Origin of the sequence: Streptomyces yokosukanensis (genome assembly GCF_001514035.1) — a bacterium.
Lineage (GTDB): Bacteria > Actinomycetota > Actinomycetes > Streptomycetales > Streptomycetaceae > Streptomyces > Streptomyces yokosukanensis.
On sequence record NZ_KQ948220.1, the window covers coordinates 36,952 to 53,842 of the forward strand.

Here is a 16,891-nt window from a genome sequence, read left to right on the forward strand (position 1 = left end):
GGCACGCACCCCGGAGGACCCCATGACCACCCTGGTCGTCCGCGCGCTCGACGACAGCAGCGCGCACCTTTTCGACACCATGCCCGACCCGCTGGCGTTCCGGGACAAGCACCGGCACACCCGCTACCGCGCCGACTGGCGGCGCATCGCCGTGCGCGACGGCCGCACCGTGGCCCGCGCCGCATGGTGGGGCAAGCCCGAGGACCCCGAACCGCTCGTGATCAACTGGTTCGACGTGGCCGAGGGCGAGGAGGAGGCCGGCGCCGAACTGCTGCGCACGGCACCCTGGCAGACCGATGAACTCGAACTCGACCTGCCCTCCGGCTGGCGCACGGACCCACGGCTGCGCGCCGCCGTGGACCTTCGGGCCGCCGCCGCGCGCGCGGCCGGCTACGCGCCGTTGGTGGAGCGCTTCCTGTACCGCTGGACCCCGGACCGGGGCCTGCCCGCGCGCCCCGGCCGCCTCCGCTTCGCCCCCGAGCCGGACGACGCCGTGTTCCTCGGCCTGCTGCGCCGCATCCACTCCGCGACCCTCGACGCCCACGCCCGCCGCGCCGTCGAGCAGGGCGGACCCGACCTGGCCGCACAGCAGGAACTGGACGTCTTCCACTGGTTTCCGTCGCCGCGCGCGTGGTGGCGGATCGCCCGCACCCCCGACGGCGAGACGGCCGGAATCCACATCCCCGCGCGCAATCCGTCCGGACCCTGCGTCGGCTTCATCGGTGTCGTGCCGGAACAGCGCGGGCACGGCTACGCCTACGACCTGCTCGCCGACTGCACCCACTTCCTGGCCGGTCAGGGCGCCGAGTTCATCGCCGCCGCGACCGACCGGAGCAACTTCCCCATGGCCGCGCACTTCACCACCGCCGGCTACCCCGTCGTACGGGAACGCATCAACTTCTGGGCCGACGCCGCTGCCGGTGCCGGGTGACATACCGGCCCAGTGGTGCGCGGGGGCCCCGTCCGCCGGGACCGCGTGTCAACCCCCGTCCGCCGTCAGGCGGGCCCGGGCCGTTGCCAGGATCTCGGTGACGCGGAGCCCGAACGCGGCGTCGCAGGCGTGCGGACGGCCCGTGCGGGCGGCTGTCACGAGGGTGTCGAGGGCGCGGGCGAGTGCCGGGACCGCGCCCTCGGAACTCCCCGGCATCAGCGCCACGCCCGCCTCGCCCCGCAGTTCCACATCGGCGCCGGCCGCCGCGGGCGGCGCCGTCAGGCTCAGCGTGAGCGTGCTCGACGCACCGGTGGCGTGGTCGAGGACCAGATGCACGGTGTCGGCGGGACCGTGCGCCGCCGACACGACCTGCCGTACGTCGCCGAGGACCGGCAGCAGCACGGACAGCGCGTGCGGGCCGACGTCCCACAGCGCGCCCTTCTCCCGCCGCCAGGGCGAGGCGGCGAAGGGGCTGTCGGAGGTGAACACGGCTCCAAGCCACTGTGCGCGAGCCGTGAACCAGCCCGCCACGGAGGCCTGTTCCTCGATCCAGGCTTCCGGCTCCTTCTGGAAGCGGGCGGTGAAGAAGACGACCGAGGCCACCCCGGCCCGTTCCGCCGCGGCCACCACGGCCCGGCCCTCGGCGACCGTCACCGCGAGCGGCTTGTCCAGCAGCAGATGCCGGCCGGCCCGCGCCGCGCGCACCGCCAACTCGGCCTGCACGGAGGGCGGCAGGGCCACGGCCACCGCGTCCACCTCGGCCAGCAGCGCGTCCACGTCGTCGTGGGCGGGCACGGCGTACTGCTCGGCCAGCGCCGTTGCCGCCTCCGGGCGCCGGCCCCACACTCCGGCGAACTCCACGCCGGGGTGCCCGGCGAGGGCGGGGGCGTACGCCGCCTGGGCCCACGGCCCCGTTCCCAGCAGTCCGATGCGCATGAAGCGATCCCTTCTCCGAGCCGATCCCCGCACCCTCAAGAGGCTGCGCCCCGACCGCCCTGCGCACACCTGCCGTCGGGATCCCCGTCACCGGCGAGCCACGTGGCGATGGTCGCGGCGATGGGCTGACCTGTGTCCATCTCGACGAATCCGAACTGGCCCGACTGGTTGCACTCCAGGAACCACCAGATTCCGTCGGCGTCCTCGGCGAAGTCGAACGCGCCGTAGGCCAGTTCCGCGCCCCTCATGTACCGCCGTACGCCGTCGGCGACGCGCCGGGGCACGTCCACGGCCAGCCAGGGAGAGACCGAGGGCGCGAAGCGGACGTCGACGTCGTCCGGGTCGGCGTCCGGGTCGGCGGGCTTGCGCGCGGCCAGCAGGGTGTCGCCGACGACGGTGAGGCGGATGTCGGCCCGCTTGCCGATCCGCCGCTGCAGCAGCGTCGGACCGAAGGCCACCGCCGAGAAGTCGGTGTCCGGTGCGACCCGGCTGGTCGGCACCGCGCGCGGCGGCTCCTGCGGATGCGCGCCGGACACGGGCTTGACCACCAGGTCCGGGAAACGCTCCGCGAACTCCCGCGCCGCCTGCGGAAACGTCGTGATCAGCGTGGCGGGCACCGCGAGGGTGCTGCGCTGTGCGAGGTGCAGCTGCCAGGGCTTGTGACGTGCGCGCCGGGCCGCGTCCGGGTGGTTCATCCAGCGTGCGTCGGTGATGCGCAGCATGCCGTAGAGCGCCTGCGACGCCTCCTGCGTCAGCCAGGCGGACGGCTGGGCGGCGCGCGTGGCCGCCTCTCCGGGCCTGCGTACCCAGACGGAGCGCAGGCCGCTCATGGTCACAAGGCGCCCGCCGACGGACAAGTGCCCACTGCAGGCGCCTTGCACGTACTCGCCCGACAGCGCCACCCCGGTGGTCAGATCGGCCGGATCGAGCCGGACGACGGGCACACCGGCTTCGCCGAGCCGGAGCACCACCATGTCCGCCGTCACATCTTCTTCATTGGTCAGGATGAGCACGGTCATAGGTCGGGGTCCGCGGTTCAGTCGTCGAAGTGGGTCTTGGAACCGGCGGTCGACGTCGTGGTCCCCAGAGCTCTCAGGGTCGCGTGGTCGGTGGCGGCGATCCGCCCGTCCGGGAGGACGTTCAACTGCAGTCCGGAGTCGTACGCGTACGGAGTGGTGACGTCCAACTGCACAGCGGGGCGCGCGTAGTTGAGCGTGAACGGTTGCATGGTCTCTCCCTGATTCGGCTTTCACGTCCTTATACGAATCGAACGGGTGATTGGTTTCCTCACTCTGCGTAATCGCAGGTCGGAGAGGGTGCCGGACGGCTCTTCGGGCGTGGAGGTGACAGAACGCCGCTCTGGCGTGCGTACGGGACGGCGTGCCCGCACGGCTCATGACGCCTGTGGCGCCCATGGCGTTGCCCGGCCGCGGCGAACGGGCGGCCGGGGTGGCGTCATGCCGCGAGCGCGTCCCGGGCCACGGTCAGGGCCTGTTCGGCGTACCCGCGTCCGAACAGCACCGCGTGGACCAGCAGCGGGAACAGTTGGTGCAAGCCCACCCGCTCCCTGCGGCCCGGTGCGAGCGGTGCCGCCTCCTCGTACCCGGCGAGCACCCGGTCCAGATGAGGGCAGCCGAACAGTTCGAGCATCGCCAGATCGGTCTCCCGGTGCCCGCCGTGCGCGGCCGGGTCGATGAGCCGGACCTCGCCGTCGACGCCCCACAGGACGTTCCCGTTCCACAGGTCGCCGTGCAGCCGCGCCGGCGGCTCGGCCGGGCCAGCCAGCTCCGGCAGCCGGGTGCAGACCCGCTCGAACACGGCCGCCTCGTGCTGCCGGAGCGTGCCGCGGTCGACCGCGCCGCGCACGTACGGCAGCACGCGGTGCTCGGCGTACCAGCGGGGCCAGTCGGTGCCCGGCGCGTTGCGCATGGGCGCGAGGCCGATGAACGCGTCCTCGGGGCCGTCGGGCGGCGCCGCCCCGAGGTGCGGGGCACCGGACGCGTGCAGGGCTGCCAGGGCCCGACCGAAACGCAGCGCCGCCCCGGGATCCGGCCGACCGGTCGGCACCCGCTCCGTCACCATCCAGCGCTCGTCGTGCCCGAGCACCGCGGGCACCCGGACCGCGTCCGCGGCGGCCAGCCAGCGCAGTCCCGCCACCTCGGCCCGTACGGCTCCGGGAGCGTCGCCGCGCTTGACCATCACCCGGGCGCCGCCGTCCAGCGTGACCTCGGTCGGTGATCCGGGGGCCGTCGGGGCCCCGGTGACCGGGCGTCCGGTGAGCCGGGACGCCGCCCGGCCCGGATCCTCGTGAGCCTCGTCTCGGTTGACCACGGCCCCAGGGTACGGCCCTCAACAGATGCACGTTGCACGGAACTTCGAGCATTACTACGACTGTTTTCGGCCAAAACCAGGCAGTAACTGCCCGTGCTGATCCCGTACGGTTAGCGTGAGGGCGCCGCGCAGCCACACCGGGGGCACAGGGCCCCGCCGGGACTAGCGCGCGGCGGAGGATTTCCCCTTTGACCACAGCATCCGTGCTGATGGCCGACGTCTTCGAAGTCCAGCCGTACACCTCCCACTGCGAGGTCATCATGGATGAGGGCGCGCACGCCGTGATCGGTGTGTCTCCGGGCAACAGTTACTTCTCGGCCCGTCGCCTCCATGACCTCGCCCGCTGGGGACTGGGCCACTTCGACAGGGTCGACTTCGTCTACACCGACCTGTACGTCGCCGAGATGTACGAGGCATCCGGCTATCCGCCGGACGAGGCGCGGCGCAAGGCGGTGAAGAATCTGCGCGGTGTGCGCGCCAAGGTCCGTGACGCGGTGTCGGCGGCGGATCCGCAGGGACTTCGACTGGACTGGCACCCGATGTCGGAGTTCCGTACCAACCCCGCCTACCAGGACATCCACCGGCAGCTCAAGGACCGGCTGGGTACGGACGGCGCCTTCCGGGCCGTCTGCGACGCTCTGGTGAATCGTTTCCTCACCGCGCGCGGCGAGACACCGACCGAGCAGCAACGCGCCGTGTGCCTGGACTATGTGTGCGCCGAGGCCCCGCTGTTCCTGGACACCCCCGCCATCCTCAAGGTTCCCTCCTCGCTCAACTGCTACCACCAGCTGCTGCCGATGGCCGAGCTGCTGTACTCCCGCGGCGCCGGCCTGCGCGCCTCCCGCAACCAGGGCCACGCCGTCGTCACCCCCGCCGCCCTTGAAGGAGCCGTGGCATGACCGCCGCCCCCGGCATACGCGCCGCCGAGGCGCCCCTGCTCGATTTCCCGTTCTCCTGGGACGGCACCCAGGTCCCCGCCGAGGTCGAGAACCTGCGCGCCGCCACCCCCGTACGGCGCGTACGGACCATCGCCGGCGCCGAGGCCTGGCTCGTGTCGTCGTACGAGCTGTGCGCACAGGTGCTGAAGGACGACCGGTTCTCGCTGAAGGACACCTCCGCCCCCGGAGTGCCCCGGCAGTACGCGCTCACGATCCCGCCCGAGGTCGTGAACAACATGGGCAACATCACCGGCGCGGGGCTGCGCCGGGCGGTGATGAAGGCGCTCAGTCCGAAGTCGCCCGGTCTGATGGAGTGGCTGCGCGAGGAGGCGCACCGCCTGGTGGACCGGATGGCGGCCGACGGCCCGACGGCCGATCTGCGCAGCGCGTTCTGCGAGCCGTACTCGGCGGGCATGCACTGCCGCATCCTCGGCATCCCGCAGACCGAGGCCCCGGCGTTCCTGCGCAGCCTGGACATCGCCTTCATGAACTCGCCGTGCCCGATCACCGGTGCGAAGATCAACTGGGAGCGGGACATCGCCCGGATGGCGGTCCTGCTGGACGACCCGGCGACGCACGGCCTGATGGGTGAACTCGCCGCCCTGCGCGACGATCCCGACTACGCGCACCTCAGCGACGAGATGCTGGCCACGGTCGGAGTCACCATGTTCGGCGCCGGCGTCATCTCCACCTCCGGCTTCCTCGCGATGGCCCTGGTCCACCTGCTCACCCACCCCATCGCCCGCGACCTGCTCCGCGACCGCCCCGACCTGATCGGCCCGGGTGTCGAGGAACTGCTGCGGGTCAACCTCTCCATCGGCGACGCGTTGCCCCGCCTGGCGCTGGAGGACGTCCGGCTCGGCGACGTCGACGTGAAGCGGGGCGAACTCGTCCTGGTGCTGGTGGAGGGCGCGAACCTCGACCCGCGGAAGTTCCCCGATCCGCACCGCTTCGACGTCCACCGCGACAACACCGCGGACCATCTCTCCTTCGGCGGCGGGGCCCACTACTGCCCCGCGACCGCGCTCGGCCGCGCGCACGCCCGGATCGCCCTGGAGGTCCTCCTCGACCGGTTCCCCGACCTCGCGCTCGCCGTACCGCCCGGGCAACTGGTGTGGCGCACCGGTTTCATGAAGCGGATCCCCGAGCGCCTGCCGGTGACCTGGTAGTCGGGAAGACCCCGTCACCCGTACGGCACCCTCGGCCCGGCACAGCGGGCGGGGGGCCGTACGGGGCGGGCCGGAGCGGCCCGCAGTCGACGGGGTGCGTTCCGGGGGGCGCCGCGGCGGACGTGCCCGCGGCGCGCTCAGCGGCCGACCGGGTGGGAGCCCCGGGGCAGGCCCACCGGATTGCCCGCAGGCAGCAGACCCGAGTCCGCGACGATCCGGGCCAGCGGCTCCAGCAGCGAGGCCAGGCGTGTGGTGCGCTCGGCGCCGAGCACGGTCCAGGGGCCTTCGGCCGCGGCGTCCGTCAGCGCCTCCACCCGCGCGCGCACGGCCGCCCCGGCCGGGGTGAGGGAGCCGTCGGCCGTGAGCAGCCCACCCTCGCGCAGCAGTGTCGTGGCCGCGTCCCAGTCCGTCCGCTCCCACGCGCGGGTCTCCCGCAGCAGCGCCCCGTCGGACTCGCCCGACGCCGCCTTGAGCACCATGGCCTCGACCGGCCCGAGTCCCTGCCCCACCAGCACCGCGACATGCGAGTCGCCCCGGTGCTCGCGCAGCGTCGTCAGGCCCTGCCACAGCCGAGCGGCGGGGCGGTCCGGTCGCTCCAGCGTCCGGTTGGCGGCGGCCAGCACCCGGCCCGCGGTGTCCGCCCCGGCGGCGGCCTCCCAGGCGAGGTCGGCGGCCTCGGCGAAGTCCGCGCAGCCGACGACGTCCGCTCCGAACAGCCCGGTCATCGCCGCTTCCAGGGCGTCCAGGCGGGCGGCCAGCACATCGTCGGGGGTCGCATGAGTCCAGGCGTCCGGCAGGGCCCGGGCCACCCGGGCGGGGTGGAAGACGTAGAAACAGCTCGTCACGACGGGCGCGGGGACCGGGCCGAGCGGCGCGGCACGCAGCGCGAAGTACCCCATCCAGAACCCGCGCATCCCGAGGGCGTCCGCCGTCCGGCGGACCTCCGGTGCGAAGTACACGAGGTCGTGCACCGGCTCGTACCGTTCCCACAGATCCCGCGCCCTGGTGTCCGCCACCGCCTGCTCCCCTCTGTCGGCCTGCCGTGTCTGCCGGCACCAGCCTGCTTTATGACGACGGTCATAACAAGAGGGCCGCCCGCGCCGGCGTCCGTGCCGGCGGCGTCGAGGTGTGACGGGACTTCACGCCCGAGAGGGTGAGTAAGGGACGCCAGGGCCTTTGCCCGTTACGTGCATCCTCGTGAGCCCGCGGGTGCCGATGGCAACTGAGCCTTCCAGGAGGGACGTTGGCCGGGTCGTGGACGCGGGCGCGGTGCCCGCCGAGCGGGTGGCCGGGGTGCGGGAGGGCGGGGAAGGGGGCGCTGGGCCGACCGGGAGGGGTGCGCCACGCTGGGATTCCCCCGGAAGAGGGCACGCGGAGCGCGATCTTTGGGTCAGATGGGTGGCTTGGTGACCCGGCTGGGCGGCTCGAATGGTGGGAGCTTGCGTACTCACTGACGGTGGTTCATGTCGAGGCCGGGTCCATCCAGCTGATGAGGTATCCGCTGCCCGGTCACGGCGGAAGGACATCGCTATGCGATCTGCCCGCATGCTTCTGGCTACGGCGGCCGCCACTGCCGCCCTCGCCTTCGCAGTACCCAGTGCCGCGCTCGCCGTTACCGCGGGTGACGACAGCGGCCGCGACGACTCTTCCTACAGCCAGGACCGAGGTTCCGGCGACGACCACGGCAGCAATGACAGCGGCCGTGGCGGCGACGGCCACGGAAAGGGCGGCAACGACCAGGGCAAGGGTGACGACGACTCCGGCCGCGATCACGACAATGGTCGCGGTGGCGACCACGGCAACGGCCACCGACACGGCGGACCGCACGGTGGAATGCACACGGGTGGCGGAGCGCTGGCCATGGTCCGTGCCGACGGGGGTACCAACAGCCACGGCGGCAATGACGGCGGCAATGACGGCGGCCGTGGCGGAAACGACCACGGAAAGGGCGACAACGACCGCGGCGGTGGCGACCACGGCCGCGGGGGCGACGACGACCACGGCGGTGGCGATCACGGCCGCGGTGGTGACGACGACCACGGCCGTGGTGGTGACGACGACCACGGCCGTGGACACGGCGGGCCGCGTGGCGGTATGCACACCGGCGGCGGCGCGCTGGCCATGCTGAGAGTCAACGCCGGGGGTTCCGACGACGACCGGGGCAGCGATGACGGCGGCCGTGGCGGCAACGGCAACGGCAACGGCAACGACAACGGCGGCCGTGGCGGCAACGGCAACGGCAACGGCAACGACAACGGCGGCCGTGACGGCAACAGCAACGGCAACGGCAACGACAACGGCGGCGATGACGGCGGCCGTGGCGGCAACGACCAGAGCAAGGGAGGCAACGGCCAGGGCAAGGGCAACGAAGGCCAGGGCAAGGGCAACGAAGGCCGCGGCGGCGATGACGGGGGCCGCGGCGGCGACGACCACGGAGGGGGCGATGAGGACCACGGCGGTGGCGACCACGGCCGCGGTGGCGACGACGACGACCACGGCGGTGGCGACCACGGCCGCGGCCGCGGACACGACGGGCCGCGCGGCGGCATGCACACCGGCGGCGGCGCGCTCGCCGCGGTGCGTGGTGGCGACTGGGGCTCGGACCGGGACGACGAGAACGGCCGTGGCGGCGACAACGGCCGCGGCGGTGGCGACGAGAACGGCCGCGGTGGCGACAACGGCCGCGGCGGTGGCGACGAGAACGGCCGCGGTGGCGACAACGGCCGTGGCGGTGGCGACGAGAACGGCCGCGGTGGCGACAACGGCCGTGGCGGTGGCGACGACAACGAGCGGCCGCACGGTGGAATGCACACGGGTGGCGGCGCCCTCGCCACGCCGAGTGTCACCGCAGGCGGACTGGCCGTGCTGGCCGTAGGCGCAGGCGGGATGTACATGCTGCGCCGCAGGAAGGCGGGCCGGCCGTCGAACTGATCTGACACTCCTTCCAGAGGCTGCGGCAGCCGCCGACGCGTCCACCGCGTCGGCGGCCCGCGCCCCGGGCGGACGGTCCGCCGAGGCCGTCGTCCACATCCCTGCTCTGCGCGCCGGCCGCGTGACCGGCGCACTTGTTCTGATCCCCGTGCTGCCGTGCCCGAGTGAGGTGGTTTTCGATGGCAGCAGAACCCTCCTCCCCGACCCCCGCGGAATCGCCGGGGGGCGGGCGGAGTTCCGGCCGGTGGCTGACCCTGTGGGGCGTGGCGATCGTCCTCCTCGTCGTCAGTGTGTTCGGCGGCCACCACGGTTCGGACGACGCGCCACAGGCCACTCACACCGGATCGTCGCACCACCCCCGTGCCGGCGCTTCGCACGCCCCGCAACCTTCTGGCGTGCACGCTCCGTCCAAGGTCGACACTCCTGAGCCCGAGTCCCGGTCCGAGCCCGAGGACCGCACCGACCTGCCCAGATCCGAACCGACCCGCCTGCTCATCCCCGAGATCTCCGTGGACGCCCCCTTCACCACCCTGGCCATCGGCGACGCGGGTCAGCTCGAGCCGCCGCCGGCCGGTGACACCAACCTCGTCGGCTGGTACTCCAAAGGTGCCGCGCCCGGCGAGAACGGCACCGCGATCATCGCCGGGCACGTCGACACGACGACCTCCGCGGCCGTCTTCGCCAATCTCGGCGACCTGGAGCCCGGCGACGAGTTCACCGTGCAGCGTGCCGACGGGCGCGACGCCGAGTTCGTCGTGGACGACAGCGAGACGTTCGCCAAGGACAACTTCCCCAGCAATCGTGTCTACGCCGACGCCGACCGCCCCGAGGTCCGGCTGATCACCTGCGCGGGGGCCTACGACACGGGGGCGAGGGACTACACCGACAACCTGGTGGTCTTCGCCCACCTGGTGTGAGCCGGGTCCGTACGGGACACGGTGCGAGCGGTCCCGTACGGGTCAGACGGTGCCCTTCCCGAAGGGCCCGCCAGGAGTGAACGCCAGCGCCGCGAACCGCTCGCCGATGCGGCGGTGCGCGGCGGCGTCCGGGTGGAGGCCGTCGGGCAACGGCAGTTCGTCGACGTCGGCCGCACCGTACAGATCACGGCCGTCGAGGTAGTGCAGATGCGGGTCCTCCGCCGACCGATCGCGCACGATCCGGGCCAGCTCCTCCCGGATGACCCCGAGGGTGAGTTTCCCGCTCGCCGTCTCCGCCGGATCCCCGGCCGCCTGGAACCGCAGCCGTCCCTCGCTCAGGGCGGAGGCGTCCATGAGGCTGGGGCCCGGCGTGTCCTCGTGCATGGGGCACAGGATCGGCGAGACGACGAGCAGCGGGGTGCCGGGATGCCCGTCGCGGATGGTGTCGAGGAAGCCGTGGACCGCCGGACCGAACGCGCGCAGCCGCATCAGATCGGTGTTGACCACGTTGATGCCCAGCTTGACGCTGAGCAGGTCGGCGGGCGTGTCGCGCAGCGTGCGAGCCGTGAACGGGTCGAGCAGGGCGCTCCCGCCCAGCCCCAGATTGATCAGTTCCACCCCGCCGAGGGACGCGGCGAGCGCCGGCCAGGTGGTGGTCGGGCTCGCGGCGACCGAGCCGTGGCTGATGGAACTGCCGTGGTGCAGCCACACCCTGCCGCGCGGGTCCGGTACGTGCTCGACGGGCGCGTCGGTGCGCAGCGCGACCAGCTCGGTCGTCTCGTCGTACGGCAGCCAGATCTCCACGACCTTCACGGTGTCGGGCAACCCGGTGAAGCGCAGCGTGCCCACGGGGCCCGGTCGGTGTTCGGCGGTGCCGTCGGCCAGGTCGACGGTGAGCGTGTGGCCGCCGGTGACATGGCCGCTGCCGGCCGGACGTCCGTCGACGAGCAGGTCGTACAGGCCCTGCGGGCGGGGCGGTGCGCCGAGGTAGACCCGTTTGGTGGGCAGGGTGTCCAACTCGACGGTGGTGGCGCGGGTGCGGAAGACGAGCCGTACGCCGGAGGGCTGGGACTCCACCATGGCCAGCTGGGGATCGGCGCACTGTGCGCGGGCGCGGGCCGGCAGCCGGTGCGGCAGCAGCCCGTGGGCGGTGCGTTCCAGTTCGAGGGCGCCGCGCACGAGTTCGGGTGTGATCGGGGTGGTCTGCATGGTGTCGGCCTGCGATTCGAAGAGGTCGGGGGATGCGGCGAGGGCGTGGGAGGGGCGCGGACGGGGTCAGTCGCCGGGCCAGTTGCGCAGTGTGGAGTCGAGGGCGTCCAGGATGCGCGTCCAGGACTCCTGGGAGTCGGGGGCGCTGTGGCTGAAGCCGCCGGCCAGCTCCAGGCCGACGTAGCCGTGGAAGACGCTGCCGAGGAGCCGCACCGCGTGGGTCTCGTCGGGCTCCGCCAGGTCGTAGCCGCGCAGGATGGCCCGGGTCATCTGGGAGTGCCGCCTGCCCGCGCTCGCGGCCGCCGCCTCGGGGTCCAGCGGGTGGCGGGTGGCCGCGTACCGGCCGGGGTGGGTGCGGGCGTAGTCGCGGTACACGTCGGCGAACGCGGTGAGGGCGTCCTTGCCGGCCCGCCCGGCGAGCGCGTCGGCGGCGCGGTCGGCCAGTTCCTCCAGCGCCAGCAGGGCGATCCGGGTCTTGAGGTCCTGGGAGTTCTTCAGGTGCGAGTACAGGCTCGCGACCTTGACGTCGAACCGCCGGGCCAGCGCGGACACGGTCACCTGCTCGAAGCCGACCTCGTCGGCCAGCTCGGCGCCGGCGTGGACGAGGCGTTCGGTGGTCAGGCCCGCGCGCACCATGTTCTCTCTCCCCTCAGCTCCCTCACCTGCCGAAACTGATTATGCAGCTTCCTAAAGCTATTAGGCAAATGACAGAACCCTCCTCGCCCATACCCACTTTTTTGTGCGTACTTGGCAGCCGCCACCCGGCCGGGAGAGGCTGTTCCACGAGGTCAGGGGGCTAGGGCGACGGCGCGCGAGGAGGTGTTTTCGGTGGTGCGTCAGGATGCCGCCTCGTGGTCGTGGTCGCGTTCGCGCAGGCGGTCCAGGCGGCGGTGTCCCCAGTCGGACACGGGCCCCAGGGCCTCGGACAGGTCGCGGCCGAAACCGGTCAGCGTGTACTCCGTCTTCGGCGGCAGCACGTCGTACACCTCCCGGTGCACCAGGCCGTCCTCCTCCATCTCGCGCAGCGCCTGAGTCAGCACCTTCTCGCTCAACCCGGGCAGCAGGCGCCGCAGTTCGGCGGGCCGGTGCGGGCCGGACTCCAGCAGCCACAGCAGGGACGTCTTCCATTTGCCGTCGATCACGGCGATCGCGGCGGTCACTCCGCAGACGTTCGGATCCTGGGCGCGGCCGCGTGTCATCGGCGTCCTCCTCCTGTTTCCCAGCAGGCCGTACGGCCACATTCACGTACACGTATCCCCACGGGAGTTGAAACATGTCCATGTCCACGAATCTTCCTGCCGTCACCGTGCTCGGTCTCGGCCCGATGGGTCGCGCGCTGGCCGGCGCGTTCCTGACGGCGGGCCTGCGGACCACGGTCTGGAACCGCACACCGGGCAAGGACCGGGAACTGATCGAAGCGGGAGCGCACGGAGCGGGATCGGCCGAGGAGGCCGTCGCGGCCGGTGATCTGACCGTGGTCTGCGTGGTGAACTACGACGCGGCCGACGCCCTTCTGCGCACCGAGCCCGTCGCCCGCGCGCTCAAGGGCCGTACCGTCGTGAACCTGACCGCCGACACCCCGGACCGGGCCCGGCGCACCGCGCAGTGGGCGGCCGACCACGGCATCCGCTACCTGGACGGCGCGATCATGACCCCGGCGCCCAGCATCGGCACACCGCAGGCCGTCTTCCTGCACAGCGGACCGCGGGCCCTGTACGAGGAGCACCGGCCCGTGCTGGAGGAGCTGGGCGGTCGGCACACGCACCTCGGCGAGGAGATCGGGCGCGCCGCGACCTTCGACATCGCGCTGCTCGACCTCTTCTGGACGGCCATGGCCGGCTATGCGCACGCCGTGGCCGTCGCACGGGCCGAGGGGGTCACCGCGGGGGAACTCGCGCCTTTCGCGCAGGGCATCGGCGCGATCCTGCCTCCGCTCTTCGCACAGTTCGCGCGGGACGCCGACGACGGCACCTACTCCGGGGCGATCAATCCCCTCACCTCTGCCGCCTCGACCATGGCTCATGTCGTCGACGTCTCCGAGGCCCACGGGATCGACGCGGGCGTGATGCGTGCGGTGGAGGGCATGGCCCGGCGCAGCATCGGCCTCGGCCACGGCACGGACGGCTTCATCCGGGTCGCGGAGGTCCTGGGCCGCCACTGAGCCCAACCGGCCCGGCCGGGCCACGGGGCCGCGCACCGACGTGTTCGGTCGCCGTGCTCGGGCCAGGGGCCGATCCGCACGGCGGCGGGGTCCCGAGGTCGGCGGACCTGCGACTTGTGCCGGACGCGGCACAGTGCGACGCTTCGGTCCGCCGACCGCGACCACGGTCGGCGGTGCAGGTGAGCACCGGTTTTCCCGCAGGGACGAACGGATGTCCAGGGACCGGCCGTGGACGGAATCGGGGAGTGGCGCGATGGAGCTGGAGCTGCGGCATCTGCGGGTGCTGTGTGCGATCGCCGACGCCGGCAGTGTGGGGCGCGCCGCGGCACAGCTCGGCTACTCGCAGCCCGCCGTGAGCACCCAACTGCGCCGCATCGAGCGCCACCTGGGCGAGCCGCTCTTCGAACGCGGCACGAGCGGGGTCCGGCCGACCCGCTACGGCGCCGAGGTCGTCGCCCAGGCCCGCGACGTGCTGACCCGCGCCGATGCGATAGGCCACCGTCCTCCCGCCCTGTGCGAGAGCCGTACCCTGCGCGTGGCGGCGACCAACTCGCCCATGCTGTCCGGCACGGTCTCGCGCGTCCGTGCCCGGCTGCCGGAACTGTCCGTCGCGCTCACCAGCGTGTACGCCTCCTCGCGGATCGTGGAGCTGCTGGAGGAGGGCGCGGTGGACGCGGCCATCGCCGCCGACTATCCGGGCATGGAGCTGCGCCACTCGGACGCGGTGCGGCACCGCGGCATCGTCACGGAGCCCACGTTCGTCGCCCTGCCCTCGCGGCACCGGCTGCGCCAGTGTGCCCAGGTCCAGCTCGCCGATCTGGCCGAGGACGCGTGGTTCGTGACCCCGGACGACGGGGCAGGCTGGCCCGGCGTGTTCTACGACGCCTGTGCGGCGGCCGGGTTCACGCCGGTCACCGTCCATGAGTTCCTCGGTGACCAGACCCAGCTGCAGAGCATGATCGCCGACGGCCTCGGTGTGTCTCTCGTCCAGCCGACGCTGCGGCCGATCCCGCACGTCGTGGTCAGGCCGCTGGTCGGCTCCCCGCTGTGGTGCCGTTATGTGCTGGCCTGGCGGCCCGACACCGTCACCGCGGAGGTCGTGGAGGCCCTGTCCCAGTCCGCCACGGCCGCCTACCGCGAACTCGTCGCGCAGGCGCCCCACCTGCGGGCCTGGGCCTCGCGCACCTGGAGCGCCACCGGGGCGTAGTGCTCCGACCGGTCCCCGAGCGGCCCCCCGACCAGCCCCCGCCCTGCCGCGATGTTATGGACCATCAGTGGCATGTGCTATGTCACACGGCATTGTTGGGGTCGAGGGCCCGCTGAGACAGTGCCTCACACGCCTCAACACCCCACCGAGGCGCATCCTTTCGTGGAGGAATCCAGATGCGCTATCGCTTCGCGCCGCCCAGACGTCTGCCCGGCCGTGCGCACCCCCGTACGGCCGGACGCGTGGCCGGCGCCGCGGCCGTCTGCGTCACCCTGGCCGGGCTGCTGTCCACGCCCGCGCTGGCGGCACCGCAGCCGCACACCGGCCCCGCCCCGTCGCCCCGCGCGCACGCGTCGGTGCCGTCGCCGACCGGTGCGACCACCGCCGTCACCGAGCGCTCCGAGAGCCGGTCCCGGCGGCTCAGCCCGGCCCAACTCCCGCCGCTGCAGCCGCTGTCGGCTCCATCGGCTTCTTCGACCCGCAGAGCCGCCAAGGCGGCCTCCTGCACCCCGGCCGACTTCGGCAGCCGCAGCGGGGCCGCCCTCGTGTCCTTCGTGAAGGCGTCGACGACGGAGTGTGTCAACACCCTCTTCTCGGTGACCGGCAAGGACGCGCACGACGTCTTCCAGCAGTCCCAGATGCTCAGCGTGGCGGCGGCGTTCACCCGCACGGCCGGACAGTACCGCGGCGACGACTCCGGCGGTCTGGAACAGCTCGTCCTGTTCCTGCGGGCCGGATACTACGCGCAGTTCAACCACCCCGGGGACGTCGGCTCGTACAGCAGTCGCCTGACCACGGCCGTCACGGCCGGCCTGGACGCCTTCTTCGCCCGGTCCCACTCGCGCGATGTGACGGCGGTCAACGGCGACATCCTCGGCGAGACCGTCATCCTCACCGACAGCGCCGACCAGCAGGGCCGCTATCTCCCCGTCTACCAGCGGCTGCTGAACGACTACGACAGCTCCTACGACTCCGTGGACAGCATGGTCAGGGCGGTCAACGACGTCTACACCCCGCTGTGGCGCGGCAACTGGAACCCCGACTACGTCGCGGCGGTCGCCGCGGATCCGTCGATCACCGACACCCTGTACGACTTCGCGCTGGAGCACACCGAGCTGCTCGGCACCGACCAGGCCTTCCTGGACTCCAACGCCGGGATGAACCTGGCCCGTTACGTCGAGCACCCGGAACTCCAGGCGACCGTACGGCCCCTGGCCAAGGGCCTGCTGGACCAGTCCGCGATCACCGGCCCGACCGCCGCGCTGTGGGTCGCCGTCGCCACACAGGCCAACGCGTACGACGGCACCGACTGCTCCTACTACGACGTCTGCGACCTGCCGGCCAAGCTCACCGACGCCGCCCTGCCGATCACCCACTCCTGCGACGCGGACCACACCATCCGCGCCGAGTCCCTCGCCGCCACCGACCTCGACGCGGTCTGCGCCAGCGTGCTGCACCAGGACGCCTACTTCCGCGGACTCGTGAAGGCCGACGGCGCGATACCCGGCCAGTACGCCTCCACCATCCAGCTCGTGGTCTTCGCCAGCCGCGCCGACTACCAGACCTACGCCGGCGCGATCTACGGCGTCAGCACCGACAACGGCGGCATCACGCTCGACGGCGACCCGTCCGACCCGAACAACCACACCACGTCGATCATGTACCAGAAGGATTCCGACGACGGCTTCACGGCCCGGATCTGGAACCTCAACCACGAGTACACGCACTTCCTCGACGGCCGCGACGACATGAAGGGCGCTTTCGACCAGCAGATCTCGGTGCCCGACGTGTGGTGGATCGAGGGCCTCGCGGAGTACGTGTCCTACGGCTACCGCAGCCTCGCCGACGACCAGGCGATCCAGGAGGCGGCCGAGCACACGTACCGGCTGAGCACCCTCTTCGAGAACACCTACGACAACAGCGACACCATCCGCACCTATCCGTGGGGCTATCTCGCCGTGCGCTACATGGCAGAGAACCACCCGGACGACATCCAGCAGATGCTCGCCCGCTTCCGCGTCGGTGACTACGCCGGCGGATACGCCGTCTACCACGACGGCATCGGCACCCGTTACGACGCCGACTTCGACCAGTGGCTCACGGCGTGTGCCGCGGGCGCCTGCGCCAAGCCCGCCAAGGCCTGAGCGCACGCGCCGCAGTA

The 16,891-nt window shown here is 72.4% G+C and carries 17 protein-coding genes; 8 read left to right on the forward strand and 9 right to left on the reverse strand.

The features are described 5' to 3' along the window. Positions 1 to 22 precede the first annotated feature (22 nt). The gene (locus AQI95_RS32160; protein ID WP_067131992.1) at positions 23 to 931 is read left to right on the forward strand and encodes an N-acetyltransferase; all 909 of its coding nucleotides are present in this window, start codon (positions 23 to 25) and stop codon (positions 929 to 931) included. 48 nt (positions 932 to 979) lie between these two features. Here the strand turns inward: AQI95_RS32160 and AQI95_RS32165 are convergent, their stop codons facing one another. The 4 genes from AQI95_RS32165 to AQI95_RS32180 all read right to left on the reverse strand — a co-directional run bounded on the left by AQI95_RS32165 (position 980) and on the right by AQI95_RS32180 (position 4,198). Continuing rightward, the gene (locus AQI95_RS32165; protein WP_067131995.1) at positions 980 to 1,867 is read right to left on the reverse strand and encodes a Gfo/Idh/MocA family protein; all 888 of its coding nucleotides are present in this window, start codon (positions 1,865 to 1,867) and stop codon (positions 980 to 982) included. A gap of 35 nt (positions 1,868 to 1,902) precedes the next feature. Continuing rightward, positions 1,903 to 2,886, reverse strand: coding sequence for an ATP-grasp ribosomal peptide maturase (gene tgmB, locus AQI95_RS32170; protein WP_067131997.1), 984 nt, complete (start codon positions 2,884 to 2,886; stop codon positions 1,903 to 1,905). A gap of 17 nt (positions 2,887 to 2,903) precedes the next feature. Then, the gene (gene tgmA, locus AQI95_RS32175) at positions 2,904 to 3,095 is read right to left on the reverse strand and encodes a putative ATP-grasp-modified RiPP (protein ID WP_020938095.1); all 192 of its coding nucleotides are present in this window, start codon (positions 3,093 to 3,095) and stop codon (positions 2,904 to 2,906) included. A gap of 227 nt (positions 3,096 to 3,322) precedes the next feature. Next, positions 3,323 to 4,198, reverse strand: a complete 876-nt coding sequence (locus AQI95_RS32180; protein WP_067131999.1) for a fructosamine kinase family protein — start codon at positions 4,196 to 4,198, stop codon at positions 3,323 to 3,325. A 188-nt stretch (positions 4,199 to 4,386) separates the two neighbouring features. On the opposite strand from AQI95_RS32180, the gene AQI95_RS32185 reads away from it, so the two are divergent. Continuing rightward, the gene (locus AQI95_RS32185; RefSeq protein WP_244188913.1) at positions 4,387 to 5,097 is read left to right on the forward strand and encodes a cyclodityrosine synthase; all 711 of its coding nucleotides are present in this window, start codon (positions 4,387 to 4,389) and stop codon (positions 5,095 to 5,097) included. Continuing rightward, complete coding sequence (locus AQI95_RS32190) at positions 5,094 to 6,305, forward strand: cytochrome P450 (RefSeq protein ID WP_067132002.1); 1,212 nt, start codon at positions 5,094 to 5,096, stop codon at positions 6,303 to 6,305. The genes AQI95_RS32185 and AQI95_RS32190 overlap by 4 nt, the downstream gene beginning before the upstream one ends. Before the next feature lie 137 nt (positions 6,306 to 6,442). Here the strand turns inward: AQI95_RS32190 and AQI95_RS32195 are convergent, their stop codons facing one another. Both AQI95_RS32195 and AQI95_RS32200 read right to left on the reverse strand, forming a co-directional pair. Then, positions 6,443 to 7,321 (reverse strand): SCO6745 family protein, encoded by an 879-nt coding sequence (locus AQI95_RS32195; RefSeq protein ID WP_067132004.1) that lies wholly within the window; start codon positions 7,319 to 7,321, stop codon positions 6,443 to 6,445. A gap of 493 nt (positions 7,322 to 7,814) precedes the next feature. Next, on the reverse strand, positions 7,815 to 8,381 hold the full coding sequence (locus AQI95_RS32200) for a hypothetical protein (RefSeq protein ID WP_159056619.1): 567 nt from the start codon (positions 8,379 to 8,381) through the stop codon (positions 7,815 to 7,817). An 18-nt stretch (positions 8,382 to 8,399) separates the two neighbouring features. Here AQI95_RS32200 and AQI95_RS32205 point away from each other — a divergent pair, with 18 nt between their 5' ends. Together AQI95_RS32205 and AQI95_RS32210 are read left to right on the forward strand one after the other, a co-directional pair. Then, positions 8,400 to 9,236 carry a hypothetical protein gene (locus AQI95_RS32205; RefSeq protein WP_067132010.1) on the forward strand — a complete coding sequence of 279 codons (837 nt, stop codon included), beginning with the start codon at positions 8,400 to 8,402 and terminating at the stop codon, positions 9,234 to 9,236. Positions 9,237 to 9,415: 179 nt separating this feature from the next. Beyond that, positions 9,416 to 10,153 (forward strand): class F sortase, encoded by a 738-nt coding sequence (locus tag AQI95_RS32210; protein ID WP_067132013.1) that lies wholly within the window; start codon positions 9,416 to 9,418, stop codon positions 10,151 to 10,153. A gap of 42 nt (positions 10,154 to 10,195) precedes the next feature. Here AQI95_RS32210 and AQI95_RS32215 read toward each other — a convergent pair whose 3' ends face one another. The 3 genes from AQI95_RS32215 to AQI95_RS32225 all read right to left on the reverse strand — a co-directional run bounded on the left by AQI95_RS32215 (position 10,196) and on the right by AQI95_RS32225 (position 12,561). Then, on the reverse strand, positions 10,196 to 11,362 hold the full coding sequence (locus AQI95_RS32215; RefSeq protein ID WP_067132016.1) for a GDSL-type esterase/lipase family protein: 1,167 nt from the start codon (positions 11,360 to 11,362) through the stop codon (positions 10,196 to 10,198). Positions 11,363 to 11,428: 66 nt separating this feature from the next. After that, positions 11,429 to 11,998, reverse strand: coding sequence for a TetR/AcrR family transcriptional regulator (locus AQI95_RS32220; protein ID WP_067132019.1), 570 nt, complete (start codon positions 11,996 to 11,998; stop codon positions 11,429 to 11,431). A gap of 200 nt (positions 11,999 to 12,198) precedes the next feature. Next, on the reverse strand, positions 12,199 to 12,561 hold the full coding sequence (locus AQI95_RS32225; protein ID WP_067132022.1) for a winged helix-turn-helix transcriptional regulator: 363 nt from the start codon (positions 12,559 to 12,561) through the stop codon (positions 12,199 to 12,201). 74 nt (positions 12,562 to 12,635) lie between these two features. Here AQI95_RS32225 and AQI95_RS32230 point away from each other — a divergent pair, with 74 nt between their 5' ends. From AQI95_RS32230 to AQI95_RS32240, 3 genes are all read left to right on the forward strand, one after another. Continuing rightward, positions 12,636 to 13,523, forward strand: a complete 888-nt coding sequence (locus AQI95_RS32230; RefSeq protein WP_067132025.1) for an NAD(P)-dependent oxidoreductase — start codon at positions 12,636 to 12,638, stop codon at positions 13,521 to 13,523. A 253-nt stretch (positions 13,524 to 13,776) separates the two neighbouring features. Continuing rightward, the gene (locus tag AQI95_RS32235; protein ID WP_067132028.1) at positions 13,777 to 14,730 is read left to right on the forward strand and encodes a LysR family transcriptional regulator; all 954 of its coding nucleotides are present in this window, start codon (positions 13,777 to 13,779) and stop codon (positions 14,728 to 14,730) included. Positions 14,731 to 14,906: 176 nt separating this feature from the next. Continuing rightward, complete coding sequence (locus tag AQI95_RS32240) at positions 14,907 to 16,874, forward strand: collagenase (protein WP_079071588.1); 1,968 nt, start codon at positions 14,907 to 14,909, stop codon at positions 16,872 to 16,874. Positions 16,875 to 16,891: the final 17 nt, after the last annotated feature.